The organism is Caballeronia udeis, from assembly GCF_044909315.1.
Taxonomy (GTDB): domain Bacteria; phylum Pseudomonadota; class Gammaproteobacteria; order Burkholderiales; family Burkholderiaceae; genus Caballeronia; species Caballeronia udeis_A.
Window position 1 is genome coordinate 88,587 of record NZ_JBIYEB010000025.1, and the last position, 25,978, is coordinate 114,564.

A 25,978-nucleotide genomic window follows, 5' to 3' on the forward strand; every position below is an offset into this window, starting at 1 on the left:
ACCACAGGAGGCGCATCTTGAACAACCCCCAAGCTCACTCACGTTCGCTGCACATCCGGGAGGCATCATGACCACTGCAGCGGACTATCTGGTCGATGCTCTGACGCAAGCCGGCGTGAAGCGCATTTACGGCGTCGTCGGCGACTCGCTGAACGGCATCACCGACTCGCTCAGGCGTTCCGGCGAGATCGACTGGATCCACGTGCGGCACGAGGAAGGCGCTGCCTTCGCGGCCGGCGCTGAAGCGCATCTCACCGGGCAGCTGGCCGTGTGCGCCGGCAGCTGCGGACCGGGCAACCTGCACCTGATCAACGGGCTGTTCGACTGCCATCGCAGCGGTGTGCCTGTGCTCGCGATAGCCGCGCACATTCCCAGCTCGGAGATCGGCATCGACTACTTCCAGGCGACGCATCCGGAAAGCCTGTTCAAGGAGTGCAGCCACTACGTGGAGCTCGTGTCGAACGTTGGCCAGTTGCCGCAGATCCTGACCCGCGCGATGCGGGTCGCGGTCGGACGGCGCGGCGTGGCGGTCGTCGTGATTCCGGGTGACATCGCGTTGTCGGCGACGACTGCCGAGGTTGCGCCCTGGCTCATACCATCGACACCGCCCGTGCTGCGTCCGGCCGACGGCGAGATCGCGCGCCTGGCCGATATGCTGCACGCGGCATCGCGCGTGACGCTGATGTGTGGCGCCGGCTGCGCAGGCGCGCACGACGAAGTGGTCGAGCTCGCGAAGCGCCTCAAGGCGCCTGTCGTGCACTCGCTCCGCGGCAAGGAGTCCATCGAGCACGATAACCCGTACGACGTCGGCATGACGGGCATGGTGGGGTTCGCGTCGGGCTACGCCGCGATGAAGGCGTGCGACATGTTGCTGCTCCTCGGCACTGACTTTCCCTACCGGCAGTTCTATCCGGAAGACGCAAAGATCGCGCAGATCGACGTGCGTCCCGAAGCGCTCGGCAACCGCTGTTCGCTCGATCTTGGCCTGCTCGGCACGGTCAAGGACACGCTCGCCGCGTTGCTGCCTCTCCTCAAGGAAAAGACCGATTCGTTGCATCTTGACAGTGCGCTCGATCACTATCGGAAAGCACGCAAGGATCTCGACGCGCTTGCCGAGAGCAATCCGTCGAGCACCACGATCCATCCGCAGTATGTGACGCGGCTCGTGAGCCAGCTCGCGGACGACGACGCGATCTTCACCTGCGACGTCGGCACACCGATCGCATGGACGGCGCGCTATCTGAAGCTGAACGGCCGGCGCCGGCTGGTCGGTTCGTTCAATCACGGTTCGATGGCGAACGCGATGCTGCATGCAATCGGCGCACAGGCTGCGTATCCCGGCCGCCAGGTGATCTCGATGTCCGGTGACGGCGGCTTCACCATGATGATGGGCGACTTCATCACGCTGGTTCAGGCGGGATTGCCGGTGAAGGTAGTTGTGCTGAACAACGGCACGCTGGGATTTGTGGAAATCGAAATGCGTGCGTCTGGATTCGTCGACACCGGCACCGAACTCGTCAATCCGAACTTCGCGCGCATGGCTGAAGCGGTGGGGGTGAAGGGCATCCGCGTCGAAAAACCGCAGGAACTCGAAGGCGCACTCACGGCAGCGCTCGCACACGACGGGCCCGCGCTTGTCGATGTTGTCAGCGCGCGTCAGGAACTGATCATGCCGCCGAAGACCACCATCGATGAAGCCTGGCATTTCGGCCTCTTCATGATGAAGGCGGTGATGGACGGCCGCGGCGGCGAGTTGATCGATCTCGCGAAAGTGAACCTGACGCGCTGAACTGTATAGCTTCATTGCTTGGGCCTTCAGGGGGATATGGCGATGTCGAGTGGTTTGCGCCCTGCGCGCCATGCGTGGGCGATCGTGATGTCGTGCACGACGCTGACTGCCTGTAGCGACGCACCATCGGTCGGCGTGCTGGGCGCGTATTTTCCAGACTGGCTGTTTTGCATCGCGGGCGCTGTGCTGCTGGTCGCATGCGTGCACGTGCTGCTGTCGCGCAGCAGGCGCGGCGCTTGGCTCACGCCGCCCGCGATCGTCTACCCGGCGCTGACCGTGTTGTTTGCGATCGCGCTCTGGGTCGTTGGCTTTAACCTTTAGTCTCTAACTGACCGTCCCACCATGACCGCTGCCCACAGCACGGATGCAGGAAAGCAGCGTCCGCGAACCTGGCCCGCCATGCTGCTGATCGTGCTGGCCGTGATCGCGCTCATCGCCGTGATCTGGCGCGTGGATACCGTGCCGCGTACCGACGACGCGTATGCGTACGCCGACACGATCGGCGTCTCGCCCGAAGTCAGCGGCAAGATCGTGACGCTCGCAGTGCGCAACAATCAGGCGGTGAAGCAGGGCGATCTGCTGTTCGAGATCGACCCACGGCCGTACCAGTTCGCCTTGCAGCGTGCGCAGGCGGCGCTAGCGCAACTCGATGCGCAGATTCCGCTGACCCAGCGCACTGTCAATGCGCAAGGCTTCAGCGCCGACGCGGCAAAGTCCGCGGTCGTGCGCGCGCAGACCGCCGCGAGGCAGGCGGGGGACACGCTGGCGAGAATGGAGCCGTTGATCGGGAAGGGCTACATCTCCGCCGACGAACTGGAGCGCGCGCGTAGCACGCAACGCTCGGCACTGGCCGAGCTTGCGGCCGCGCAAGCGCAGGCCCGCGAGGCACAGGCGGCGGTCAGCAGCGTCGCCGCACTCGTCGCGCAACGCGGAGTGCTGACGGCCGAAATCGCGACGGCGCAACTCAATCTCGAATACGCGACCGTGCGTGCACCGTTCGATGGCCGGGTTGTCGAGCTGCGCACTTCTATCGGGCAATTAGTGTCCGCGCAAAAACCCGTCTTCACGCTCATCGATACGCGGCACTGGTACGTGGTCGCCAATTTCCGCGAGAACGAGCTCGGCAACATCCGGCCCGGCACCCGAGCGACCGTGTACCTGATGAGCAATACCCGCATTCGTTTCAGCGGTTCAGTCGACTCGATCGGCTTCGGCGTCGATCCGCAGGACGGCGGCGGTACTGCAAACGGTCTGCCGAACATCCAGCGCAGCATTAACTGGGTGCACGTCGCGCAGCGCTTTCCGGTGAAGATACTGATCGATCATCCCGATCCGCGGATGTTCCGCATCGGCACATCCGCCGTTGCCGTGCTGCAGCCTGAACGTCGCGAGGATAGCGACAATCGCAACAACCACGCCACGCCCAATGGAGCGCCGTCATGAGCGGGCTCGACGGCGTCGGGCGCCGTCTCGCATGGCCGCGGCCGCTCGAGCTGCTCGCAGTCTTCTTGCGCTCCGAGCTTGCCGCGTTTCCAGGGCGCGCCAACGTGACCATGCGCTGCGTGCTGGGCTGCGCGATCGTGATTGTCGCGTCGATGACCTTGCAGGTGCCCGAGCTGGCGTTGTCGCTCATCGCGGTGTTCTTCGTCACGCAGTCGAACATTGTCCTGACCCGCGTGGTCGCATTGAGTATCGTGATCGGCACGACCTGCGCGATCGCTTGCATTATCGGCATCTACAAGCTGACGTTCGACTATCCGTTGCTGCGCATCATTATTGCGAGCGCCATCTTTTTTTGCAGCGCCTATTTGATGCGGGCCGTGGCGAAGTTGGGGCTGGTGTTCTTTCTCGTCTCGCTGATCGTGATTTACGCGCAGACCTTTGCCGACCTGACCGACAACGCGGAAGCGCTGGTGCGTGACTGTCTGTGGGTGTGGGTAGCGGTCAACTACTCAGTTGTCCTGTCGCTGATCATCAACACGCTGTTTCTGCCGGCCGAGCCGGAGCGGCAATTGCGTGCCGCGATGCAAAGGCAGCTCGCGACGGCCCATGCGCGGCTCGCTGCCGTGATCGACGCGCATGAGCCCGCCGTGCGGATCGCCGCGCTCGATCTCGAGCGCGGCGCACTGGCGTTGCAGAAGCTCTTGCGCTTCTCGACCATGCGTCACCACTACAGCCCGGAAGATGCGGCGGCGTGGTTGGCCTGCGTGGCCGTGGTATCGCGCATCTTCGAGGCCGCGGCGGTGCTGCCTGACCATGCCCATGCCGTCACGCACGGCGCCGGGCAGATCGATGCCATCCGCGCGGTGCAGGACGAACTCGTGTCGCTCGACCACGCGATTGGCGAGGACGCGCGATGGCTACACTGGAGCGCATCGCGCCAGGTGCCGGTGTCGACCTCTATACCGGCGCTCGACGCTATGCAGCGCGCGCTCATCGCGTTCTCCGATGCCACGCGGAACGCCGTCGCGCCAACGCCGCCGGACGATGCCGCCGCCGGCAGCGCCGCGATGAAAGCGGCGGAAAAACCGGCGGCGGCGAGCTCCGCGCTGCCCGAACCGGACATCTTCGCGAATCCGCGCTACGCGCGTTTCTCGCTGCGTACGCTGTTCTCGGTGTTGATTTGCTACGTGTTCTACAACGCGGTGAACTGGCCGGGCATCCACACGATCATGCTGACATGTCTCGTGGTCGCGCTGCCGAACCTTGGTGCGTCAAGCCGTCAAGGCGTGCTGCGGATCAGCGGCGCATCGATCGGCAGCGCGCTGGCGCTGTTCATGGTTGCGTTCGTGATTCCGCAACTGGAGAGCGTGACGGGGCTGCTATTGATGAGCCTGCCCGTGATTGCGCTCGGCGCCTGGGTGTCGGCCGGTTCCGAGCGGAGCAGCTATGCCGGCATCCAGATCATGTTTACGTTTGCGCTGGCGTTGCTCGAATCGTTCTCGCCGCCGTCCGATCTCACCGAAATCCGCGACCGGATCGTCGGCATTCTGCTAGGCGTCGGTGTGGCAACCTTCATCCAGATGTCGCTGTGGCCGGAAGGCGAAGCCGATACGCTGCGTGCACAACTGGCCTCGGTATTGCGCAAGATCGCGGCGCTGGTGCGCCTCGAGGCGAACGCTATGTTCACCGGCCCGCGCGCGACGGATTCGCCCGAGGTGGTCGCAACGTGGGCCATGATCGCGGACTGCGAGATGGTGTTGGCGCGCGTCGCGCTCGAACCCGACTGGCGCGAGGGCGAGACGGCGCGCATTACGCTGCTGTCGCAGACGGTGCTCGCGCAGAGCCGTGCGATGCTCATCGCGATCGAAGCGTTTCACCACGAGGCAATGATCGGCGCGTTGGCAGGAGCGTCGATGGAGGGCGCAGCGAAGTTTCAGTCGGATGTCGCGGATGCCCTTGAGCGATACGCGTCACAGCTTGAGGCCGAGCCACCGGGCGCGATGACGCCTGCACCGGTCGACCCAGGTGCACTGCGCGCCGCGCCGGCGGGCGCAAGTGCGTTGGAACGGCTCGCGCAACAGATCGATGCGGCGCTCGCCGGGTTGCCACGCTGGTCGGCGGATGAACGCGCGTCCGGCGAATTCGCGAGTGCGGGGTGATCTGCAATGACGCGCTTCGCCCGACTCCTGCGCCGCCTTCCGCGCTTACCGTATGTACTGGTCACAATACTGGCCGACCACTGGCGCGCTTCTCTCGTGCTGCCGTTGCTTGCCTCGTGCGCGATCATTCATCACGACAGTCCGCCCGCCGCGATGATCACGCCGCAGCAGATCCGCCTCGCCGACGACATTCATCTCGCGAACGAAGGCTGGCCGTCGGCGCGCTGGTGGGAGCAGTATCACGATCCGCAACTCAATACGCTCGTCGACCTCGCGCTCGCCCGTGCGCCGACGCTCGCCATTGCGCGCGAGCACGTCTCGCAGGCCAACGCGCAGGTCGAGCTGATCCGCGCGGCGTCCGGTCTGCAGATGTCCGCGCTTGCCGAAACAGATCGCGAGCATGTCTCGGGGCACGGTTTCCTCAGCGCGTATGCGTCGCATGATCCGGCGATCGGCGCGTATGGACCTTGGTATTGGACCGGGCTGGTTGGTGTCGACGCTCATTACGACATCGACATCTGGGGCAAACAGCGGGACCTCGTGCGCGCAGCGATCGGCGAGCAGAACGCGCGGCGCGCGGAGGCGGCGCAGGCCGAGCTCGAGCTTTCGGCAGGCGTTGCGCAGCTCTACTACAGCATCCAGATCACCTACGCGAGTCTCGATCTGTTGCGTCAGCTTCGCGAAGTGCGCGCGTTCGAGTTCGACACGCGATCGGCGCGGCACGAACGCGGTCTCGAAGCGCTGACCCAGAGCGCCGACGCACGCGCACAGCTGCTCGCGATCGACCAGCAGATCGCGTCGAGCGAGGAGCAGGTCGTGCACGCGCGCGAGGCGCTGCGCGCGCTGGCGGGTGCCGGTCCCGACGACCTGCCGGCGATCGCGCCGGTGCCGCTGCCGGCGCCGTCGGTTTCGCTGCCTTCGACGCTGTCGTATGAACTGCTCGCGCGGCGCCCGGATCTGCAGGCGATGCGCTGGCTGGTACAGGCGTCGTTCGACAAGATCGATTCAGCGAAAGCGGCGTTCTACCCGAGCTTCGATATCACCGCGTTCTTCGGTTTCAATGCGCTGCGAATGCGCGACCTGTTCATGCATTCGAGCCAGCAGATCAACCTCATTCCCGGCCTTACCTTGCCGATCTTCGATGGCGGCCGCCTGAACGCGAACCTGCACGGCGCACGCACGGCCAGCAACACGCTGATCGAGCAGTACGACCAGGCGGTGCTCGACGCGGTGCGCGACGTCGCGCAAAGCGGCAGCGAGATTGATGACATCGATCATCGCGTCCATCTGCAGCATGAACGGATCGACGCGTTGCGCTTCGCGAGCGACAGCGCCGAGGCGAGCTACCAGACCGGCCTTGGCGACAGGACGAGCGCGATCCAGGCGAAGGCGCCGGTAATCCAGGGGCGCATTGAGCTCGTGCGGCTTACCGGCGACGAGATCGAGGCGGGCATCGTGCTGACCCGCGCGCTTGGCGGCGGCTATCGCAGCGACGACCTGCCGGGCGACCTCGCCAGCACGAAGGCGCATTAGACATGGGTGAGCGCGCCGGGTTCGTTGCTGCTGCCGGTCGACCGTGCAGGAGTGACGTCCCCCGTTCGGGGGATTGATCGCGATGCCCGGGCAATCCTAACGTAACCGAATGACCCGCCTGTCAGGGAGCCTGGTCATGAAGACTCGTGATGTTTTGGGGAATCCACACTCCACTTCGGGCAGTGTCGCTGTTCCACCCGGAACCGTTGATCCGTCGACGCAGGGTGAGACGGAGGACATCGATCTGATCGAGCTCACTGCCGAGATCGTGGCGAGCTTCGTGTCGTGCAATCCATTGCCGGCCGCCGATCTGCCGGCGTTCATATCAAGCACCTACGCCGCGCTGGCCGCATTGCGTACGGGCTCGGCACCGGCTGCGCTGCAGCGGGCCGCGGTGCCAATAGAGGAATCAGTGCACGACGATTACCTCGTCTGCCTGGAGGACGGACACAAGCTGAAGTCGCTCAAGCGCTACTTGCAGCGCCACTTTGCGATAACCCCTGACGAATATCGCGCGAAGTGGGGCCTGCCCGCCGACTACCCGATGGTCGCACCGGCCTATTCCGCGCTGCGCTCGGCGATCGCGAAGCGCCATCCCGCGGGCGCAATCAAGCCCCGGCGCGGCAACCCGAGTTGAACCCGCGAACGGGGGACGCCGCACCCTTTGCGCTCGCGTTCCCCCGAAGAGGGGATGTCGCGTCGTCGCCGGACTGAGCAACATGAGGGCTGTCGACATCCGCCCCCGGAAGCCGTCTGATTTGGGACGCGGGCACGTCGCCGGTATCGACAGCAACCATCGGGCACGGGGCCGGAGTAGGCGCTAAAGCGCTAACTCCGGCCGACAGCTCTGCATGGGACCGGAGTGGGCGCTAAAGCGCTAACTCCGGCCGACAGGAGGCGCACATGACTACGCGGGCATCAAATGCTGCGCTCGCCAACGAGGCAGCAGGTTTCGCCGCCGATAGCAGGACCACGGCCAATCATCCGGTCGTGCTGATCGAGCAAGACTGGCGCTGCCCGCCGCCATCCGCGGCCGGCAGCGTTACCAGCGACCGGATCGCCGTAGCGCGTTGGGCCCGGGAGCCCGGCGAAGCGCTCAAGGTGTCGAGCCGCTGCGACGACCGCTTTTGCATTGTCGGTATCAGTCTGACGCCGGCCACGGTGCGCTTCCAGCACGGTGGCAACGTGATCTGGGATGGCCCCGTGATGCCGGGCTCGATCCAGATCACGACACCCGGCGAAAGCGTCAGTGCGTCGTATTCCACGTCGTGCCGCGTCATGCATCTTTTCATCGAGCCGAATCTGCTGTCGAAACGCTACGAGGAGGCCGAGGGTGGGCTTCAGGAGCCGCTCCGGTCGATCCAGAACCCAAGCATTTTTCGCGACGTCGCGGTCGAGCGGCTCGCGACCGCGCTCGAGGAAGTCAATCCGGTCGCCGACGCGTCGGGCCGGCTCTACGCGGACAGCATCTGCGACGCAATCATCACGCGCCTGCTCACGCCGGATGCCGAACTCACGCCAGGCGCTGCGCGACGTGCGTCGCCGCTGCCGAAGTGGCGTCTGCGGCGTGCGCTCGATTTCATCGAAGCGAATCTGGCGCAGCCGATCGGACTTGCCGATGTCGCCGCCAGCGCCGGCCTCACTCGCATGCATTTCGCCGCGCAGTTCCGCTCGACGACCGGTTATTCGCCGCACGCGTACCTCCTGCGGCGCAGGATCGAGCATGCCCAGATGCTGCTGCGCTCGACGGCACTCAGCGTCCTCGACGTTGCGGTCAGTTGTGGCTTCGGGTCGCATGCGCACTTTACGACCGTCTTCGGGCGGATGGTCGGTGAGTCGCCCAACAGCTGGCGGACCCGTATGCGCGGCGAGGGGCCAGTCGTGATATCTGGTAGTAAGGAATTGAAACAAAATAAGTGAATCGTCTTACCGGTGAAATCAGCACGGCCGACGTGACGAACTTCGGGCCTGCGGTTCACAACAGGCTCCAGTCGACGCGATTTCCTTTCCGTATGACCGCGGTGCCAGTGAACGGTGAGAATCGCCGGCTATCGGCCGATAATGTCTCGCTCGTCACTGCGTGGGAGATCCTTCTCGCGCCGACCACTCCCGTCGCTTTGCGCGCGATCCGTCAAAACTTCCCCGATCTTCCTGCCTCCCCTTGAATCTCCCCTTTTCGGGGGATGTCTCCTGCCTGCGAATAATTCGATGATGGCATCAACCGGGATGTCACCGTGCGCGATACGCACCGACGGACTTGCGTCAGTTGTGTCAACCCGATCCATTTCTCGACTTCAGGAGATGTAGATGCAGGACGCTGTGCAGGACTCCACGTCATCCCCCTATGCCTATCCGCTGTTGATCAAGCAATTGCTGCATACATCGTTTGTTCAGGCGCCGGACCAGGAAATCGTGTACCGCGGCGAGTTGCGGATGACCTATACCACGCTGAGGGAACGCATCGCTCGGCTCGCTAATGGACTCAACCGGCTCGGCGTGCGGCATGGCAGCACCGTGGCGGTAATGGACTGGGACAGCCACCGCTATCTGGAGTCATACTTTGCAGTCCCGATGATGGGTGCCGTGCTTCAGACGGTCAACGTGAGGTTGTCAGACGCGGAGATCGCCTACACGATCAACCACGCCGGCGCAGAAGTGCTGTTTGTCCACACTGATTTCCTGCCTGTGGTCGAAGCGATCAAGGATCAGCTTGAAACGGTCCGCACATTCGTGTGGATCGACGAGCCGGGCAGTGAAGCGTGTGCGCACACCATTGCGTTTGCCACGGAATACGAGGCGATGCTCTCGGCGAGCGCAACGAGCTACGACTTCCCCGACTTCGACGAGAACACCCGCGCGACCACGTTCTACACGACGGGAACCACCGGTCTGCCCAAGGGGGTGTACTTCTCGCATCGGCAACTGGTTCTGCACACCATCACGCTGATGGCGGCATTGGCGAGCCCCGTCTCGGGACAGCGTTTCCATCGTGGCGACGTGTACATGCCGCTCACCCCGATGTTTCACGTCCACGCCTGGGGCATGCCGTATATCGCCACGGTTCTGGGTGTGAAGCAGGTCTATCCCGGGCGCTATTTGCCGGACCGGCTCGCACGGCTCGTGCGCGAAGAGGGCGTCACGTTTTCGCATTGTGTCGGCACGATCCTGCACATGCTGCTCGCGTGCGAGGAGGGGAAAGCCACGGACATGAGCAAGTGGAAGATCATCATTGGCGGCGGTGCGTTGCCGCAAGGCCTCGCCCAAGCGGCGCTGGATCGGGGCATCGACGTGTTCGTCGGTTACGGGATGTCGGAAACGTGCCCCGTGCTCAGTCTCGCGCAACTTCCGCCCGGCGCTGAAAAGCTCGACGCCGACGAGCAGCTTCGCCTGCGCTGCAAGACCGGACTCCCTGTTCCTCTCGTTGACCTGCGTGTGGTCGACGACAACATGGATCCACTCGCCCGCGATGGCAAAGCCACCGGCGAGATCGTCGCGCGCGCACCGTGGCTCACGCAAGGCTATCTGAACAATCCCGAGGCTTCAAGGCAGCTCTGGGCCGGCGGCTATCTCCATACGCAGGACATCGCGAATATCGATCCGACAGGCAATGTGCAAATCACCGACCGTCTCAAGGACGTGATCAAGTCCGGCGGCGAGTGGATTTCATCGCTCGAGATAGAAAGCCTGATCTCGCAATACGAGGGCGTTTCTGAAGTGGCGGTGATCGGTATCAAGGATGAGAAGTGGGGGGAGCGGCCGGTGGCGCTGGTCGTGCTCAAGGAGGGAGCGGCAGTCACGGAGGACGACATCAAGCAGCACGTATTGTCGTTCAGCACATCCGGAAAAATATCGAAATACGCGGTGCCGCAGATCGTGAAGTTCGTCGATGCGCTGGGAAAGACGAGTGTCGGCAAGATCAACAAGAAGTGGCTGCGCGAGCAGTTCGCCTGACCCGTCACAAGGAGCAAATACGATGAGCATCAAGGGATACAACGTCACCAGCATCGACGATTTCGTTGGTCGCGAACTGGGGGTATCGGACTGGGTTGTCGTCGACCAGGCCCGTATCAATGCGTTCGCCGAGTGTACGGGCGACAAGCAATGGATTCACGTGAACGAGGAACTGGCGAAACGCGAGAGTCCGTTCGGCGGCACGATCGCGCATGGCTATCTGACGCTGTCACTACTGGCGTCGCTCGCGATGGAGATTGGAGTCATTCCCGAGGACGCATCGGCGGGGCTGAACTATGGGCTGGACAAGGTGCGCTTCATGACGCCGGTGAAAGCGGGAGCGCGGGTGAGAAGTCGCGTGACGCTGACGTCGGTGGAAAAGAAGGGCGGTGGCCGGATCGTCGTCAAGACGATCAACGAACTGCAGGTCGAGGGCGAGGAGAAGCCGGCGCTCATTGCCGAAACATTGGCGATGCTGGTCGTGTAAGCGCAAGCCACTGTATTGGCGAAGCGCATGGAGATGTTTGAGGAGCAGCACGATGGTGGCAAAAAATGAAAGCACAGCACAAAGCGAGCAGCCGAACGACCTCGCGGCGTCCGCCGCGGAAGGCATACTCGGACCGAATCCGTTCGTGGGATTGCGGCCACAAGACATCATGGCAACCGCGCAGCAGATCGGCGCCCAGGCGCTGCGGCAACCGACCTTGCTCCTTGAGCAGGAGGCGGCGCTGGCGCGGGATCTGATGGCGGTGCTTGGCGGTAGTGCGAACTCCACGCCGGCTCAGGGCGACAAGCGCTTCACCGACCCTGCATGGCAGAGCAATTCGCTTTACCGCATGGCGCTGCAAGGTTATGTGGCGTGGCGCAACGCGCTGACCGGGTTTGTCGATCGCTCCGCGCTCGATCAGAAGAGCAAGGAACGCGCGCAGTTCGTGCTGTCGCTGTTCACCGATGCGCTGTCGCCAACAAACACGTTGCTGGGCAATCCGGCCGCACTCAAGAAAGTCATCGATTCGGGCGGCGCCAGCCTGCTGGACGGCATCAGGAACCTGATGACGGACATGCTGCAGAACCAGGGGATGCCCGCGCAAGTCGACAGGTCTGCGTTCAAGGTAGGCGGAAATCTCGCCACGTCGGCGGGCGCGGTGGTCTTTCGCAACGACGTGCTCGAGCTGATCCAGTACACGCCGGCAACGGAAAATGTGCATGCCCGGCCGCAACTGATCGTGCCCCCCCAGATCAACAAGTTCTACGTCTTCGACCTGTCCGAAGGCAAGAGCATTGTCGACTATCTCGTGAAGAGCGAGTTCCAGGTGTTCGTGGTGAGCTGGCGCAATCCGACCGCTGCCCAGAGTCACTGGGGCCTCGATACCTATGTGGCCGCGCTCCTTGAAGCGATCGCGGCGGTGCGCGACATCACCGGCAGCGACGACGTCAACCTGCACGGTGCCTGCTCGGGCGCGATGACGATTTCGGCGCTTCTCGGCCACCTGGCAAGCAAGGGTGACAAGAGCGTCAATGCCGCCACGCTGATGGTCGCCGTGCTGGACAACACGGCTGACTCGCAGCTCGGGCTCTTTGCAACCCCGGAAGCCATCGCGGCCGCAAAGCAGAACAGCACTTCGAAGGGCGTGCTCGCCGGTGAAGAAATGGGCCGCGTGTTCGCGTGGATGAGACCCAACGATCTCGTCTGGAACTACTGGGTCAACAACTATCTGCTCGGTAAAACGCCGCCCGCTTTCGACATCCTCTATTGGAACAATGACGCAACCCGGCTGCCCGCGGCGATGCATGGGCAACTGCTCGACATCTTCACGGGCAATCTGTTCAGCAAGCCTCGCGCGCTGACGGTCCTGGGTACACCCATCGACCTGTCCGAAGTAACCTGCGACAAATACGTCGTAGCCGGCATGACCGATCACATCACGCCATGGAAGGGCGTGTACAACACAGCGCGCACATTCGGCGGCGACACGCGCTTCGTGCTGAGTTCGAGCGGCCATATCCAGAGCCTGATCAACCCGCTGGGTAATCCGAAGTCGAAGTTCTTCCTCAATCCGGATCTGGGCGGCAATGCCGACGCATGGCTCGCCAATGCCCAGACTGAAAAGGACTCGTGGTGGGTCGACTGGCGTACGTGGCTCGCCAACCATTCCGGCGAGCAGCGGCCCGCACCGAAGACGCTCGGCAACAAGCGGCACCCCGCGGGAGTGAAGGCGCCGGGAACGTATGTCCTGCAAGCATAGGCACACGCACCGGCACATTCGTTGACCGCACGGCGGCCAACATTTTTCTCAATGTAGTTTCATTGGAGTATTGATGATGGATTCAACCAATCCGAATAGCATTTTCGACGAGTACAAGAAGGTCATTGGACAGTTCAAGCTGCCCGGCATGGACGTCAGCGCGATCCTCGAGTCGCGCCGCAAGGACATCGAGGCAATAGCTGAAGCCAACACGACCGCGCTTGCTGGTGTGCAGTCGCTAGCTCAGAAGCAGTCGGAGATCCTCCGCACGACGCTGACCGAATTGCAGTCGTTCGCGGCCCGCGCCGCCCAGTCGGGAGGCCAGCCCGCCGCCAACACGGGCGAAGTGGTGCAGCAGGCACTGCGCAAGGCGCTCGCGGACATGCAGGAACTCGCGGGCACCGCATACCGTGCTCAGTCGGACAGCGTCGCGGTGGTCACCAAGCGCGTCGCCGAGCATGTCGAGGAACTGAAGACGCTTCTTCAGCCGAAGAAGTAATGGGACGCGGGCCCGTGCGGCACGCCGACACGTCGAACGATTACCGTCCAGAAGATGATCCGGAAACAAGAAATGAACACGAACCCCGAGTCTCTTTGCAGCATGCAAATCCAGACGATCGATCTGGACGGTCAGACACTGCGTGTCGCAACGTGCCGTGGCAGTGACGCGTCGCCGCCGCTGCTCATATTCAACGGCATCGGCGCCAACCTCGAACTGGTGGAACCCTTCGTCACGGCGCTCGAAGACGTGAGTGTCATCATCTTCGACATCCCCGGCGTCGGCGGCTCGCCTGCACCGGTCGTGCCGTATCGCTTCTCGACGTTGTCCGTGCTGGCCGACAAGCTGTTGACGCGGTTGGGCCTTGACGGGGCCGTCGATGTGCTTGGCGTGTCGTGGGGCGGCGCGCTGGCGCAGCAGTTCGCGCATCTGTATCCGGAGCGCTGCCGCAGGCTGATTCTTGCGGCAACCTCTCCCGGCGTCATCATGGTGCCGGGCAAACTGTCGGTATTGTCAAAGCTGATCGGTCCGCGCCGCTACACCGATCCCGCCTACCTGCAAGAGGTCGGCGCGGACATCTACGGGGGCGCTTACCGGCGCGATCCATCGTTGCTGAAGGCGCACAGCCAGCACATTCAGCCGCCGCGCGGCCGCGGCTACCTTTATCAACTGCTGGCTGTTACAGGCTGGAGCAGCCTGCCGTGGCTCGGCGCGTTGCGTCAGACGACGCTGGTCATGCACGGCAATGACGACCCTATCGTGCCGCTGACCAACGCGAAGATTCTCGCCGCCCGTATCCGCGATGCGACGCTTTATGTGATCGATGACGGCCATCTGTTTCTCATCTCGCGCGCGAGTGAAGTCGCGCCCGTGGTGCGCAGGTTTCTCAGGCAGGAGGCGAGTTGAGTTGCTTCGCGGACGACAGCGACGGCGCGCGGCGGGCTACCGTCCATGCACGCGAGGATCACACGGCAAGAGGCCTGAAGCGCATGCGGCGAACGGCGACGTGCCTGCTCGCCTGCATGATTGCGTTGTTGCTCGTGTGTGTCGCCTGGCAGCCCGACCATTCATGGCTTGCGTGGCCGCGGGCGTTTGCGGAGGCCGGCACGGCCGGGGCGATCGCGGACTGGTACGCGGTCGTTGCGTTATTCCGTCATCCTTGGGGCCTGCGGATGCCGCATACGGCGATCATTCCGCAAAATCAGCAGCGCATTGCCGAGAGCCTCGGCACCTTCGTGGAGGAAAATTTTCTGACGCCGGATCTCATCGCGGACAGGTTGAGCGGCCACGATACCGCACACGCGCTTGCCCGATGGCTGGCGCAGCCGGCGAACAGCCGCGGGGTCGCCGATGTCGTTGCTCACGCCGTTGCCGGATTACTTGACCGCATGGAGGAAGCCGACGCGCAGTGGTTTTTCGATCGTCTGGTGATACCGCAGTTGCGTACGCTCGATGTGTCCCGCGTAGCCGGCGATGTCCTCAAAGTGCTGACTGAAAGTGAGCGGCATCGGCCGTGGCTGGTTCACGGACTTGAGGCGCTGGAGAAGTGGCTGGCGGCGAACGTCGAAATGATCAAGGCGAAATTCAGCGAAACCTCGAGGTACACGCCCGCGCAGTTGGACGACTATATCGTCAGGAAATTCATTGAGGGGATCATTGCGCTCCTCCATGAAGTGGCGGCGAATCCCAACCATGAGCTTCGCCATCAGTTCGATGAGAGCTTGCAGGCGCTGATTGTGCGATTGCAGACGTCAGCAGTGCATCGCCGTTTCGGCAGGTCGTTGATGCGCGACTGCATCCGTTTTTTCAGGCATGCGGACTACTACCGTGTGCTGCTTGAGCGCTTGCGCATGCGTGTGGCCGCCGATCTCGGTCACGAGCAATCAGCTCTGCGCGATGCGCTGACGAGCATGCTGGCCTCACTCGGCAAGCGGATCAGCCGTGAGCCTGCGATTCGACACAAGCTGAACGCGTGGTGGCTCACGCTCGTGCGCGAACTCGTCGTGCGCTATGGGCGCCAGCTCTCCCTGCTGATCACCGAGGTCGTAAAAGGCTGGAATGCAGATGAAGTGAGCCGGAAGATTGAAGCGGAAATCGGCCGCGACCTGCAGTATGTCCGGATCAACGGCACCTTCGTGGGCGGCATGGTCGGCGTGCTGATTCACGCCGCGACACTCGTCCTCGTGCGATGACACGGTTACAGGTGCGCTAGCCGGCCGCGACCAGTCCCAGTGTTTGCGCGCGCGCAACGGCGTGCGCGCGCTTGTCCACGGCCAGTTTCACGAAGATGTTCTTGACGTGGGTCTTGACGGTTTCGGGCGTGATCCCGAGGGTGCGCGCGATCTCCTTGTTCGACTGGCCCTGGGCAATCAGCTCGACGATGCCGCGCTCCCGTGCGCTCAGCGGCTCGCGCTCCGGGTCGCGCCTGGGGCCGGCGGCGGGCTCGTACAGCGCTCGCCAGCCGTCCAGCAGTCGATCGATATAAGCGACGCTCTCCTTCGTCTGTGGGGTGGAACGCGTGTCATCGCGAACCGCACGCAGGAGCGGCCCGATTTCGGGCCCCTGGTCGAGAATCGAGCGATAGATATCGCTACTTGCGTTCAGGACTTCGCGAAAGATTTCGATGGCGCGAGCCTGTTCGTTCGCACGCAACCAGACGAGCGCAAGCACGGTGCGCAAGCGCAGCGCGAGATAGTCGCCGTGCCGGCTTTCGACGCTTCGCAAAGCGCATGTCAATGACCCGAGGGCTTCTTCTGTCCGGTCCTGTGCCATCGCCACCCAGGCCACCGCGATCGCGCGGTAAGTTTCGATCTCCGGCGAGACTGCTTCCTCCGCGGCGCAACGGGAGCCCACCACTTGATCCAGTTGCACGACACATGCCGACGCCTCCGTGATCCTGCCTTCAGCAAGGTAGAGCCGCGCGCGCTCAACAAGGACGCCCGCAATGAGCCGGTCCCAGCGGCGTGCATAACCGAGAACCTGTGCCCGGTCGAGCAACGCATAAGCGTGCCCGGCGTCGGCCCGCGAGATAGCGATCCGTACGAGCACACGATAGGCGATCAAGGTGCTGTCGAGCAGGACCGCCAGGTCGATCATCGGCATGAGATCGACCAGTAACGCTTCCGCCTCGTCGAGCCGTCCCTGCTCGTACCAGATCTGCGCAATCATGGGCGCGCACAACGCAGCCGAGATGGATTTCGGACCGGAATGGCGCTCGGCGAGCTGCATCGACTCGGTGAAATAGCGCTCGGCGAGCCCGAAGTGCATCTGCTGCATTTCCGCGTGGCCAAGCAGGCATAGCCGGTACACCGAAGCGAACATATTGCGCTGGTCTTCCTCGATCGAATCGGGGATCCACGGTGTCGCGTAGAGCGCTTTCAGGTTGCCTGCTTTCCAGTGCCCGAAGCGCACGACGTTGGAGACGACGTTGGTGGTCCAGTTGTCTGTCGACGGCCGGTCGAGGCATCGCTGGGCGATCACGAGCGCACGCTCCGAGTCGTCCTGTAGCGCGATCACCACCGAGCGGATTGCCTGGCACTCCCAGCGGATGTTTTCGGCGGTCTCGCTCGAGCCGGTGTCCGCGTCGCGCTCGATCTCATCGAGCATCGCGAGCGCTTCGTCAAAACGCATTGCAAGCGCCATCCCCCAAGCGATCGCGAGCGTGACCTTGACCTGCCCGCGCATCAGATGCGCCGGGAATTGGCGTTGCCAGCCGAGCAGCGTGAGCAGGTCGCCTTTCGTGACGAGCGCCATCGCGCAGTGAGCCATCAGGGAGACGGCATTTTGTGTATCGCCCGCGGCGATCGCGTGCCTGACCGCGTCTGTCCATTGCTCTTCTTTGGCGTACCACTGGCACGCACGACGATGCAGGTCAGCTACTTCATCGCGATGCCGGGTCTCGAGCCGCCGGCGCAGGTACTCGCCCATCAGATGGTGATAGCGGAACCAGCGTCCTTCCATATCGAGCGGTTCGAGCAGCAACTGGCGGGCGGAGATTGTGTCCAGCATGCCTTGTTGCGCCGCAATACCGGTTACCGCTTCGCATAGCGACGCCGTCAGCCGCTCGAGTATCGACGTGCGCAACATGAACCCGACCATGTCGGCCGGCAACCGCTTGAGCATGTCTTCAAGGTACGCGGCGAACGGCCGGGATGCACCAGACGGCGCACTCACATCCCAGTCTGATTTGCATTCGTCACGCGATATCACCGAGGCGGAGATTCGCAGCGCCGCGGCCCAGCCTTCGGTGCTCGCGAAGAGCGACTTGACGTTGGCCGCGCGCAGTCCGCTTGGGCATTCGTGTTCGACAAAGCTGCGGGTTTCGTCGAAGTTGAAGCGAAGTGTCAGCGCGTCGATTTCCAGCAGCTCGTTCCTGGCTCTCAGGTTGGCGATCGGCAGTGGGGGATCGGTACGCGTGCAGACCACGACATGCACGTTCGACGGCGCATTCACGATGAAGTACGACATGGCGTCGTGAATGGCGGGCAAGCTGATCAGATGATAGTCGTCGATGAACAGATAGATCTCGTCGTCGACTTCGACGAGTTCGTTTATCAGCGTCGACACGACCGAGTGCGCGGGCACGAGCGACGCCTCGGTGGTCAGGCTGAGCGCGGAGGCGCCGACGGCCGCACAGGCGTTGCGCAATGCTTGTGCCAGATGATGGAAGAAGCGCGCGGGTTCGTCGTCCTCCGTGTCGAGCGACAGCCACGCGACATAGGCGCCGCTCAGATTCAGCCCGTCGAGCCACGTGAGTGCAAGCGATGTCTTGCCAAAACCGGCCGGCGCCTTGATTACGGTAAGCCGTTTGTACTCCGCCTTCCCGGCCAGCGCGACGAGGCGCGGTCGATCTATCAACCCGACGGGCAGGCGCGGCGGAAAGACCTTTGTTGCGAGGAACAGAGGCGGCCTGTTTGGCGGCGGCGCTTGCATCACGTGCATCAGTTGCTCCAGGCGTTCGGGTTGACCCTGACTGCCATTCCCCGTCCATGCACGCGCGCTCCCCTGTAAGGGGGATTTTGCGCGGCGCCGCATTCAGACACCATGCATTCCAGGGGGAGACGCGAAGTTCCGCAACTGGACAACGGCGCCGGACAACGGTGCGGCACGCCGGCCGGTCATTGGGAAATCGTCTCTCGGCGGGTGCTGGCTGAAACGGTGTTTTCTGAAGAAATGATACGCCCAACCACCTTGGGCGAGGAGACATGTCTACCCCAATTGAATCGTAGTGCAGTGCATAAGCCCGGACCCGCGGCGTGTATCTCGCACGAACACAACGAGATTGGTTTGGACGGCCGGCGTGGCGAAGTCTTTTATCGAAACGGAGGAGGCAATGAAAGTACTGGTTCCTGTCAAACGCGTCGTCGACGCGAATGTGAGAGTTCGCGTGAAGGCCGACGGCAGCGCTGTCGACATCGCGAACGTGAAGCTGTCGATGAACCCTTTCGACGAAATCAGCGTGGAAGAGGCTGTGCGTTTGAAGGAGGCCGGCGCGGCGTCCGAGGTGGTCGTTGTGTCCTGCGGAGCGCAGGGCTGCCAGGAAACGCTGCGCACGGCGATGGCGACCGGCGCCGACCGCGGCATCCTCGTCGAGACCAGCGCCGAGTTGCAGCCGCTCGCCGTGGCGAAGCTGCTCAAGGCGCTGGTGGACAAGGAGCAGCCGCAACTCGTGATGCTCGGCAAGCAGGCTATAGACGATGACGCGAATCAGGTCGGCCAGATGCTCGCGGCGCTGCTGGGCTGGCCGCAGGCGACCTTCGCATCGAAGGTGAGCGTCGAAGCAGGCAAGGCGACCGTGACGCGTGAGATAGATGGTGGACTCGAGACGATCGAGGTCGATCTGCCGGCCGTTGTGACCACCGATCTCCGGCTCAACACACCGCGCTACGCGACGCTGCCCAACATCATGAAAGCGAAGAAGAAGCCGCTCGATGTGGTGACACCCGATTCCCTCGGCGTCGACATCACGCCGCGGCTGACGACACTGAAGCTCGCGGAGCCCCTCAAACGCGAGGCAGGCATTCGTGTCGCCGACGCCGCGGATCTCGTGGCGAAGCTGAAGAACGTTGCGCACGTCATCTGATCGAAAGAGGAAACCATGTCCGTACTCGTTATTGCAGAACACGACAACCAGACGCTGAAGGCTGCGACGTTGAACACCGTCACCGCCGCTGCGCGTCTTGGCGGCGATATTCATGTTCTCGTCGCCGGAGCGCAATGCGCAGCAGTGGCCGGGCAGGCCGCGAGCATCGCCGGCGTGAACCGCGTGCGCGTCGCCGATGCGCCGCACTATGCGCATCCGCTGGCCGAGAACCTGGCTGCGCTGATTGCGACGGTCGCGGCCGACTATACCCACGTGCTGGCGCCTGCGACCACCACCGCGAAGAACGCGATACCGCGCGTGGCCGCGCTGCTCGACGTCGCGCAGATCTCCGATGTCGTTGCCGTCGAGTCCGCCGATACGTTCGTGCGCCCCATCTATGCGGGCAATGTGCTGGCGACGGTGCGAAGCTCGGACCGCATCAAGGTCATCACAGTACGCACGACGGCCTTTGCCGCGGCGCCCGCCGAAGGCGGCGCGGCGGCGATCGAATCGCTCGCCCCGGCCCGCGAGGTCCCGGGTTCGCGTTTCGTGAGCCAGCAACTGACCCGTTCCGAGCGTCCTGAACTGACAGCGGCGCAGCGGGTGATCTCGGGTGGGCGGGGCATGGGTTCCGGCGAAAACTTCGCACTGCTGGAGGACATCGCCAACAAGCTCGGCGCCGCGGTCGGCGCGTCGCGCGCTGCCGTCGATGCCGGCTTCGTGCCGAACGACTATCAGGTGGGCCAGACCGGCAAGGTCATCGCGCCGCAACTCTATATCGCGGTCGGTATCTCAGGCGCGATCCAGCATCTGGCCGGCATGAAGGACTCGAAGGTGATCGTCGCGATCAACAAGGACGAGGAGGCGCCGATCTTCCAGGTCGCCGATTACTGGATCGTCGGCGATCTCTTCAAGGTATTGCCCGAGTTGTCCGGTGAGCTGGACAAACTGCAACAAAACTGATTCCGGAGACCATGATGAGCACCTATATTGCACCGCTGCGCGACATGCGCTTCGTGATGACGGAACTGGCCGGTCTTGATGAGTTGTCTTCGCTGCCGGGCTTCGAGGAAGTGAGTACCGATCTTACCGAAGCCGTGCTCGACGAGGCGGCGAGGCTCGCGACAGAAGTGCTGGCGCCACTTAACAAGCCCGGCGACGAGCAGGGCGCGCGCCTGACCAAGGACGGCGTTGTTGCGGCGGACGGTTTCGCGAAAGCCTACCGGCAGTTCGCCGAAGGCGGCTGGACCGGCCTCTCCGGTGACCCGGATTTCGGCGGACAGGGATTGCCCGAGTTGCTGCAAGCGGCAACCGTCGAAATGTGGAATTCGTCCAACATGGCGTTTGCGCTGTGTCCCCTGCTGACCGCGGGCGCCACGGAGGCGTTGAGGCAGCACGGCTCGGAAGAACTCAAGGGACGCTATTTGCCCAAGCTCGTGAGCGGTGAATGGACGGGCACCATGAACCTGACCGAACCGCAAGCGGGCTCGGATCTCGCCGCCGTGCGCACGAAGGCGGTGCCCGAAGGCGACCACTATCGCCTCTACGGCCAGAAGATCTTTATCACGTGGGGCGATCACGATATGACGGATAACGTCATTCATCTCGTCCTTGCACGCACGCCGGATGCGCCCGAGGGTGTGCGCGGCATATCGCTTTTTGTCGTGCCCAAGTTCCTGCTGAATGCCGACGGCTCCAGCGGGCAACGCAACGACGTTCACTGCGTGTCCCTCGAACACAAGCTCGGCATTCACGCGAGCCCGACCTGCGTGATGAGCTTCGGCGATCAGGACGGGGCGATCGGGTATCTGGTGGGGCAGGAGAACAAAGGTCTCGCGCATATGTTCACGATGATGAACGAAGCGCGCCAGAAGGTAGGCATTCAAGGGCTCGCGATTGCGGAACGCGCTTATCAGCAGGCCCGCGAATACGCGAAGGAACGCGTCCAGGGGCGGCTCGCGGCCAGCAAGTCGGTTGGTGGTGTGACGATCATTCATCACCCGGATGTGCGGCGCATGTTGATGACGATGAAGTCCCAGGTCGAAGCGATGCGTGCTTTCGCGTACGTGATGGCCGCGGACATGGACCGCGCGCACCGCGACCCTGACGCCGATGAGCGCATACGTCGCCAGACGCGTGTCGATCTGCTGATCCCCGTGTTGAAGGCATGGTGCACGGAGTTGGGCGTCGAGATTACGTCGACGGGTGTGCAGGTGCATGGCGGGATGGGTTACATCGAAGAGACGGGTGCATGCCAGTTCCTGCGCGACGCACGAATCGCGCCGATCTACGAAGGCACCACAGGGATCCAGGCTGCGGACCTCGTCAGCCGGAAGCTCGCGTCGGACCAGGGCGCAGGGATGGCTGCACTAGTCGCGGAGATGCGTCAGGCCGCGTTGGAGCTCGCGCGCAGCACGGATACCCAAGTGGCGTCTGTTGGCACCGCGCTCGCAGCCGGCATCCAGGCGCTGGACGACGCTACTGCATGGATGCTGCAAGCATTGGCGACTCAGCCCGACGCAGCGCTTGCCAGCTCCGTCGACTATCTGATGCTCACCGGCTACGTGTGCGGCAGCTGGCAGATGGGGCGTGCAGCGCTTGCTGCGTCAAGCAAAGCCGCAGCGGGTGAAGATCCGGACTTCCATCGCGCGAAGCTTGCCACCGCGCTCTTCTACGCCGACAAGGTCTTGCCTAAAGCGACCGCACTTCTGGAGACAATCCGCAGCGGCGCATCGAGCGGGTCGAGCCTTCCGATTGAACAGTTCTGAGCAGTGGTGGTGCAATAAAACGGTGATTCAAGAACATTAATATGTATTGCGAAATAAATTGAGGAGACATGGTGAAAAAAATTGCATACCTTGCGTTAATACCGGCCGCGATATGTTCCAGTGCGATGGCGCAGAGCGCGGGTAGTCTCATAACCAGCGTGGGTGGAGTTTGGCTCGACTTTGGTCCGTCTTCCGCAACGTCGTTGCAGAGCAGTTCGGCTTTCGGCACATTCACGTCAACGGGAACGGGCGGTCAGATACATAACACGTTCACCCTGGAGCTATCGACCACTTATTTCGTCACGGACCATATTGCTTTCGATCTGGCGGCGGGCATACCGCCCAAGCTCCAGCTCTTTGCGCAGGGCAACGCCACACCATTCGGTGCTGGCGGCCCATCGCTCAATCTTGGGAATCTGGCGCCGCTCGCCACCACCCGGTCGTGGTCGCCCATTCTGTTCCTGAAGTATTACTTCTTCGACGCACAGACGAAGCTGCGCCCGTTCGTTGGTATTGGCGGGAACTACACGTGGTTCTCACATACCAATCTCAATTCGACATTCGGTGGTGCGTTGCAGCAGATTGCAGGGCCGGGAGGACAGGTCAAGGCTTCGCTCAGTCCATCATGGAACCCAGCGGTTACCGCGGGCGCCTCTTACAATATCAGCAAGAACTGGTATGCGACCGGGTCGGTGACCTATCTGTCTCTGAAGACAAATGCGACGGTCAGTTCCGTGGCCGCCAACGGTCAGACGGTGTTGTCCAGCAAGACGCGCATCACGGCGGATCCGGTGATCGTCTTTCTTGGAATTGGATACCGGTTCTAGCGAGCGTAGCGGCTGCAACGCCCACTTCATGTCATGTCGGCTTCTTCAGTACGTCGAGCCCTTCCGGCAACTGCGCGTCCGGGAAATGCGTGGAAAGGGTGGTTGCGCGCCACTGTTCCTGTTCCTCGGCGCGCTGGGCGTCTGCGAGACTGCAGACGTGCAGCGCATCGCCGCCGAGCAACAGACGCAGCGGCAGCTCGTCACGACGTGACAGTTGGACAATCAATGCCGCGATCTTCGCAGGGTCGCTGATCTCATGACCGCCATAAGCTTCCAGAAGGGTGAGCATCTTGCCGACCGACGGTTCGTAGTCCGGCAACATGTCGTCAATGCCGCAACGTGCTTCGCTGGCCCACTCGGTGCGTATCCCTCCCGGTTCCAGCGTACATACGCGGATGCCCAGGTGGCCAACCTCTTTTGCAACGACGTCGCTGAACCCGCCGACCGCCCACTTCGCTGCCTGGTAGGCGGACAATCCCGGCGTCGACGTACGGCCGCCCGCCGATGACACCTGGAAAATATGACCGGAATGCTGTTTGCGCATCACTGGCAGCACCGCACGGGTCAGGTTGACCACACCGAACAGGTTGGTTTCCACCTGGTCGCGAAAATCTTGCGATGTCATTTGCTCGAACGGAGCGGTGTGGCCATAACCCGCGTTATTGACGAGCACGTCGAGGTGGCCAAAGGCATTGATCGCGTGGTCGACCGCGTGCTGCGCGGCAACCTCGTCGGTGACATCGAGGGCAACGGGATGAATCCTGTCTCCATAGCGCTCGACCAGATCTGCCAGACGTTCGGGATCGCGGGCGCCAGCAACAAGGCGATCGCCTGCGGCAAGGACCGCCTCGCTAATGAGGCGCCCAAGGCCGCGCCCAGCGCCGGTTACCAGCCAGGTTTTTGAAGTATCAGACATAGTGAATTCCATTTTCAGGTCAACAGATCTAAACGATGTTAGCTACAAACGCGTGTGCAGGATCACGATGTGAACGTCGTTCGTAGTGCGATTAATATTGAAAAACGTGCGCGTCTCGTGACGGCAATCTAGTTGTGGCTCCCCTGCGCGGCCTTCGAGACGTTCTCCCAGCTTTCCCAAACCTTCAGGCGTTCTGCGTAGACCTGTTTGATCAAGGGCAGCATTGCGCTGCCAAGGATGAGACGAAGGGGAGGCTCGAGCGAATCGACCACCTTGAGAATCGCTTCTCCCGTCGCGGAGGGATCGCCAAAGGCGTCGGCTGACAACATCGACGCCAGGTGCTGACGCACAGGCTCGTAAGCCGGCATGGGTGGTGCCTGCCTGATGGACGATTCATTCATGAAATCCGTAGCGAACGGACCCGGCTCGATGATCGTTACCTTGATCCCGAATGCGGCCACCTCTGCGGCAAGTGCTTCGGCCAAACCCTCGACCGCAAATTTGGTGGCTTCGTAGATGCCACCCGTCGGGAACGCAACGATTCCTCCCGCACTCGACACCGGCAGGATATGTCCCGATCCCTGCGCTCGAAGCAGAGGGAGGGAGGCCTGAATTACAGACAGCGTTCCGAACACGTTGGTCTCGAAGTTGGCGCGGGCGTCCTGGATGCTGACCTCTTCGATGGCGCCCATATAGCCATAACCGGCAACACTCAAAATCACGTCGAGGCGTCCGAAATGCTGGTGCGCTCGATTGACGGTGCGGACAACCTCGTCGTGGTTGGTGACGTCGAGCGGGAGCAGCAACAGGGTATCGGCGTATTGTTTTTGCAGCGCAACGAGCGATTGCACGTCACGTGCAGTAGCCGCAACCTTGTCTCCGCGTGCCAGCGCGGCTTCTGCCCATCGACGGCCAAAGCCACGCGACGCACCGGTGATAAACCACACTTTGGGGCTGGCCATATGTATCTCTCGAGTTGGTTGATAGATGTTACTAATTGACAGTTTTGGTAAAAATGTCAATGACAAAAGTCTAGTTCATCTGACAGTTTTCGTCAAAGTGTCTTGTCGTCGATGTGCCATAATCGGGGTCATGAGCGAAACAACTTCAACGCGCCGTGACCAGGTGGTCCAGGCGGCAATAGGCGTATTTCTACGATATGGCTACGCGCGCACGACAATGGCGGACATCGCGCAAGCGGCGGGTCTGTCTCGTCCGACGCTGTATCTGGCATTTCCCGACAAGGACGCGATTTTTCACGCGGTCGTGGACGCAATGGTGGCTGACAAGCTGAGTGAGATTCGCCAGCGGCTGCCGCGCTATCGCGGCTTCGAAAAAAAGCTGCGCTATGCCTGCGAGGCGTGGGGAGCGGAGGGATTCGAGTTGGTGCAGGCGCACCCGGACGCGAAAGACATGTTTGACCTCGGTTTCGCGTCCGTCTGTAATGGGTTCTCCGCGTTCGGCGACTTGCTGACGGAAATCATCAGCGCGCCACTTGCCGAATCCGGCCTCGGGATAGCGGCCGGGGACCTGGCCGAGACCATTGTGTTTGCGATCAAGGGGTTCAAGGAAATCGCTCGCGATGGGGCAGACATGCGGCGAATGATCGGCGTGCAGGTCGCGATCGTCGCTGCCGCGATTGGCCGGAAAGGCTGATTCTTTTCGACTGGAGATCGATCCCGACCGGATCTTGCGGCCGGGTCGAGATCCGAGCGTCTCTGCACTCCATATCGAGCAGTCCGGATATCCTCATCGGCCAGACTCC

General features: G+C 62.7%; 21 protein-coding genes. 18 read left to right on the forward strand and 3 right to left on the reverse strand.

What is annotated here, in order from left to right; genetic code table 11:
- Nucleotides 1-67 precede the first annotated feature (67 nt).
- The 13 genes from poxB to ABH944_RS32105 all read left to right on the forward strand — a co-directional run bounded on the left by poxB (nucleotide 68) and on the right by ABH944_RS32105 (nucleotide 15,812).
- Nucleotides 68-1,789: a ubiquinone-dependent pyruvate dehydrogenase gene (gene poxB, locus ABH944_RS32045; protein ID WP_404611267.1), complete on the forward strand. Its 1,722-nt coding sequence runs from the start codon at nucleotides 68-70 to the stop codon at nucleotides 1,787-1,789.
- A gap of 42 nt (nucleotides 1,790-1,831) precedes the next feature.
- Complete coding sequence (locus ABH944_RS32050; RefSeq protein ID WP_404611266.1) at nucleotides 1,832-2,110, forward strand: YtcA family lipoprotein; 279 nt, start codon at nucleotides 1,832-1,834, stop codon at nucleotides 2,108-2,110.
- Nucleotides 2,111-2,131: 21 nt separating this feature from the next.
- On the forward strand, nucleotides 2,132-3,232 hold the full coding sequence (mdtN, locus tag ABH944_RS32055) for a multidrug transporter subunit MdtN (RefSeq protein ID WP_404611265.1): 1,101 nt from the start codon (nucleotides 2,132-2,134) through the stop codon (nucleotides 3,230-3,232).
- Nucleotides 3,229-5,391 (forward strand): FUSC family protein, encoded by a 2,163-nt coding sequence (locus tag ABH944_RS32060; RefSeq protein WP_404611264.1) that lies wholly within the window; start codon nucleotides 3,229-3,231, stop codon nucleotides 5,389-5,391. The genes mdtN and ABH944_RS32060 overlap by 4 nt, the downstream gene beginning before the upstream one ends.
- Before the next feature lie 6 nt (nucleotides 5,392-5,397).
- A complete protein-coding gene (locus ABH944_RS32065; protein ID WP_404611263.1) occupies nucleotides 5,398-6,924 on the forward strand; it encodes an MdtP family multidrug efflux transporter outer membrane subunit in 1,527 nt (508 codons plus the stop codon).
- Between the two features lie 136 nt (nucleotides 6,925-7,060).
- Nucleotides 7,061-7,561, forward strand: coding sequence for a Ros/MucR family transcriptional regulator (locus tag ABH944_RS32070; protein ID WP_404611262.1), 501 nt, complete (start codon nucleotides 7,061-7,063; stop codon nucleotides 7,559-7,561).
- A 266-nt stretch (nucleotides 7,562-7,827) separates the two neighbouring features.
- Complete coding sequence (locus ABH944_RS32075; protein WP_404611261.1) at nucleotides 7,828-8,844, forward strand: helix-turn-helix domain-containing protein; 1,017 nt, start codon at nucleotides 7,828-7,830, stop codon at nucleotides 8,842-8,844.
- 387 nt (nucleotides 8,845-9,231) lie between these two features.
- The gene (locus tag ABH944_RS32080) at nucleotides 9,232-10,875 is read left to right on the forward strand and encodes a fatty acid--CoA ligase (RefSeq protein WP_404611260.1); all 1,644 of its coding nucleotides are present in this window, start codon (nucleotides 9,232-9,234) and stop codon (nucleotides 10,873-10,875) included.
- Nucleotides 10,876-10,897: 22 nt separating this feature from the next.
- On the forward strand, nucleotides 10,898-11,362 hold the full coding sequence (locus ABH944_RS32085) for a MaoC family dehydratase (protein WP_404611259.1): 465 nt from the start codon (nucleotides 10,898-10,900) through the stop codon (nucleotides 11,360-11,362).
- Between the two features lie 52 nt (nucleotides 11,363-11,414).
- The gene (locus ABH944_RS32090; RefSeq protein ID WP_404611258.1) at nucleotides 11,415-13,121 is read left to right on the forward strand and encodes an alpha/beta fold hydrolase; all 1,707 of its coding nucleotides are present in this window, start codon (nucleotides 11,415-11,417) and stop codon (nucleotides 13,119-13,121) included.
- A gap of 76 nt (nucleotides 13,122-13,197) precedes the next feature.
- Complete coding sequence (locus tag ABH944_RS32095) at nucleotides 13,198-13,620, forward strand: phasin family protein (RefSeq protein WP_404611330.1); 423 nt, start codon at nucleotides 13,198-13,200, stop codon at nucleotides 13,618-13,620.
- Between the two features lie 72 nt (nucleotides 13,621-13,692).
- Nucleotides 13,693-14,526: a poly(3-hydroxyalkanoate) depolymerase gene (gene phaZ / locus ABH944_RS32100; protein WP_404611257.1), complete on the forward strand. Its 834-nt coding sequence runs from the start codon at nucleotides 13,693-13,695 to the stop codon at nucleotides 14,524-14,526.
- Nucleotides 14,523-15,812 (forward strand): DUF445 domain-containing protein, encoded by a 1,290-nt coding sequence (locus ABH944_RS32105; RefSeq protein ID WP_404611256.1) that lies wholly within the window; start codon nucleotides 14,523-14,525, stop codon nucleotides 15,810-15,812. Before phaZ ends, ABH944_RS32105 begins: the two co-directional genes overlap by 4 nt.
- A 16-nt stretch (nucleotides 15,813-15,828) precedes the next feature.
- Here the strand turns inward: ABH944_RS32105 and ABH944_RS32110 are convergent, their stop codons facing one another.
- Complete coding sequence (locus ABH944_RS32110; RefSeq protein WP_404611255.1) at nucleotides 15,829-18,561, reverse strand: winged helix-turn-helix domain-containing protein; 2,733 nt, start codon at nucleotides 18,559-18,561, stop codon at nucleotides 15,829-15,831.
- Nucleotides 18,562-18,952: 391 nt separating this feature from the next.
- On the opposite strand from ABH944_RS32110, the gene ABH944_RS32115 reads away from it, so the two are divergent.
- From ABH944_RS32115 to ABH944_RS32130, 4 genes are all read left to right on the forward strand, one after another.
- Nucleotides 18,953-19,702, forward strand: a complete 750-nt coding sequence (locus tag ABH944_RS32115; protein WP_404611254.1) for an electron transfer flavoprotein subunit beta/FixA family protein — start codon at nucleotides 18,953-18,955, stop codon at nucleotides 19,700-19,702.
- Nucleotides 19,703-19,717: 15 nt separating this feature from the next.
- A complete protein-coding gene (locus tag ABH944_RS32120; RefSeq protein WP_404611253.1) occupies nucleotides 19,718-20,665 on the forward strand; it encodes an electron transfer flavoprotein subunit alpha/FixB family protein in 948 nt (315 codons plus the stop codon).
- A 14-nt stretch (nucleotides 20,666-20,679) separates the two neighbouring features.
- A complete protein-coding gene (locus ABH944_RS32125) occupies nucleotides 20,680-22,470 on the forward strand; it encodes an acyl-CoA dehydrogenase C-terminal domain-containing protein (protein WP_404611252.1) in 1,791 nt (596 codons plus the stop codon).
- Between the two features lie 68 nt (nucleotides 22,471-22,538).
- Nucleotides 22,539-23,297, forward strand: a complete 759-nt coding sequence (locus ABH944_RS32130; RefSeq protein WP_404659615.1) for an OmpW/AlkL family protein — start codon at nucleotides 22,539-22,541, stop codon at nucleotides 23,295-23,297.
- Between the two features lie 31 nt (nucleotides 23,298-23,328).
- On the opposite strand, the gene ABH944_RS32135 is transcribed toward ABH944_RS32130, so the two are convergent.
- Together ABH944_RS32135 and ABH944_RS32140 are read right to left on the reverse strand one after the other, a co-directional pair.
- Nucleotides 23,329-24,213: an SDR family NAD(P)-dependent oxidoreductase gene (locus ABH944_RS32135; RefSeq protein ID WP_404611250.1), complete on the reverse strand. Its 885-nt coding sequence runs from the start codon at nucleotides 24,211-24,213 to the stop codon at nucleotides 23,329-23,331.
- Nucleotides 24,214-24,341: 128 nt separating this feature from the next.
- The gene (locus ABH944_RS32140) at nucleotides 24,342-25,175 is read right to left on the reverse strand and encodes an SDR family NAD(P)-dependent oxidoreductase (RefSeq protein WP_404611249.1); all 834 of its coding nucleotides are present in this window, start codon (nucleotides 25,173-25,175) and stop codon (nucleotides 24,342-24,344) included.
- A 130-nt stretch (nucleotides 25,176-25,305) separates the two neighbouring features.
- On the opposite strand from ABH944_RS32140, the gene ABH944_RS32145 reads away from it, so the two are divergent.
- Entirely contained in the window at nucleotides 25,306-25,869 is a 564-nt protein-coding gene (locus ABH944_RS32145) for a TetR/AcrR family transcriptional regulator (RefSeq protein ID WP_404611248.1), read from the forward strand.
- Nucleotides 25,870-25,978 lie beyond the last annotated feature (109 nt).